We start from the raw sequence: 2,358 nt of genomic DNA, 5'->3' as shown, positions 1-2,358 counted from the left end.
CCCGTGTGCTCTATGTCCAGGACCGCCGCACGCAGCGGACACGGCCGTTTCTGACGCTGCACGACGACGGCACCCTCACCGGCCACGACCCCGCGACGGCCGACGCGATCCCACGCCTGCGCGCCACGCGCGGCTGGTCCGGCGAGCAGATATTCGACGACTGCGCCGCGCAGTCCAACGCCTACGTCCGCTACTTCGAGGAACCGGCGTGACCGAGGCCGGCCCTTCCCTCAGCGTGTGACGCCCCGGTGCGCCTCGGGGAAACCGCCGTGATCGGCCCGACGGCGGTCCGCGAGGACGGGGCCCGCGCACGCCCCGCCCATGCCCCCGGGAGCGGCGGACAGCACCCCCGTGCCCCGTCCCCGAGAAGTGCACGACGGGATCTCCCCTTCCTTTCCCGTCCGAGACCGCAGAGAATTCGGATATCCCAGAACAGGGAATTCCCCCGCCTCCCGCACCCAGTACGCCCGGACTCGACCGCTCGGTGACGCGAAGGCGTATCGCGCGAATCCCGGAAGCGAATTCTCCATAAACAGGAACTGAACTCCTGCCTGTCGGCACGCGGCCGACACCAGGACACCTCAGTACGCGACATCCCTTCCCGAGCCGCCCCCAGAATCGGGGCGACCCCCTCACGGGTGCGACGACCGGCATCGACCGGCGCGGACCACCGACGCTCCCACCTGGCCTCCGCCCCCACCACGAGCGAGGACGCGCCGCGAGGGAAACAGGAAAAGAATAACCGGTCGGATCCAGGAAAACCGTTGCGAAAATGCTCGGCGCGACACCCCGGTGGAACATGTTCCAGATAACCTCCACCGCCTTCAGCGCACGCCTGTGACCTCCCGAAATCAACCGGAGAAATCTCAACAAGGGTTCCGGACCGGATAATGGACCACCGATTTACGCGACTTCTCCGGTGCTAGTTTCGTGCCCGCGCAGCGGTACCAGGGGGTAGAGGGAGGGATCGCGTATGCCGTTGGACCACACCATGTCCGACTCCTCACGCAAAGCGATCGAGGTCCTCACCGGCATCCAGGTCCCCAAAGCAGGCATCGCCAACCTCGGCCGCGCCTCGGAGATCTACACCGCCCTGGACCAACGCCTGGCCGTCCTGGAAGACCTGTTCGACCTCAGCCGCAAACACGCCCGCCGCCACTTCGACGGCAACACCGCCGACCGCTACGAACGCTCCCTGGACCAGTTCACCCGCGGCGAGAACAACTACGTCGGCTCGGCCCGCGACAACTCCAACGTCATGTCCGCCGAACTCTTCAAGGCCCGCGCCAACGTCGAGTACATGCACATGATGGTCATCGGCCAGTTCGTCCAGCTCCTGGCCGAGATCGCCTGGGCCATCGCCATGGCCAAGTTCACCTTCGGCGCCTCCCTCAAATGGATCCCCGTCTTCAAGGCCATCCGCAGCCTGGCCATGCGCCGCATCCTGACCTGGCTGCTCATCACCGTGCCCGGCCACCAGATCATCAGCCAGATCTTCGCCAGCATGGACAGCATCATCCAACGCATCCAGATCGGCAGGGGGACCCGCCACCACCACGACAACAAACTCACCGAGAGCGCCCACAAGGGCGCCGTCATCGAGGGCGCGCTCTCCGCGGTCTTCTCCGCCGGCATGGACGGACTGTTCAGCAAGCACCTGTCCGACCTGTTCAGCAAAGGCCTCACCGACCTCAACCTTCTGCCCGACCCGCCCCCGCTGATCAAAACCGGCCCCGACGGACCACCCCCGGCCGGACCCCCCACCGGCCCCCCGGTCCGCGAGACCCCCGACGGGCCCCCACCCGGGCCGCCCTCGGGTCCGCCCGACGGACCGCCTGCGGGGCCGGTCAGGGACGACCCGCCGCCGCTCAACCGCGACACCGACACCCCGCCACCCCCCGGAGGGGGTGGGCCCGACGGTCCCCCCACCAGGCCCAAGGACGACCCGCCCGCCAACGGGCCGGTCAAGGACGACCCGCCAACAGCACCGGTCAAGGACGACCCCACACCCACACCCGCGCCCAAGGACACCCCGGGGACCACACCCGCGCCCAAGGACACCCCGCCCCCGTCCCCGTCGCTCAACAAGGACCTGGCCGAGGTGTTCGGCCGCCACAACGACGAGTTCCTCACCCCCTACAACCCCGCCAGCCCCATGGGCGCCGGAGCCTTCGACAACGCGACCAAGGCCGCCGCCGCACGCAACGACTTCGCCGAGGTGTTCGCCCGCAACTTCGGCGACCACCTCGGCGAGGCGGCCGCACGCGATCTGGGCCGCGACTACGCCACCACCCTGGCCCGCCACTGGAACGACCCCGACCTGGGCCGACACCTGCGCGACACCATCGGCGACCGCCT

At 68.8% G+C, this 2,358-nt stretch carries 1 protein-coding gene and 1 pseudogene; both read left to right on the top strand.

Features of this window, described 5'->3' with window-relative positions:
* Positions 1-5 precede the first annotated feature (5 nt).
* Complete coding sequence (locus ACIRPH_RS31485; RefSeq protein ID WP_402921235.1) at positions 6-212, top strand: hypothetical protein; 207 nt, start codon at positions 6-8, stop codon at positions 210-212.
* Positions 213-973: 761 nt separating this feature from the next.
* Positions 974-2,358 (top strand): annotated as a pseudogene (locus ACIRPH_RS31480) (hypothetical protein); the annotation flags it as partial.

It is taken from the genome of Nocardiopsis sp. NPDC101807, from assembly GCF_044766605.1.
GTDB lineage: Bacteria > Actinomycetota > Actinomycetes > Streptosporangiales > Streptosporangiaceae > Nocardiopsis > Nocardiopsis tropica.
The sequence above is the reverse complement of the archived record's forward strand: the minus strand, read 5'-3'. Positions and strand labels throughout refer to the sequence as shown.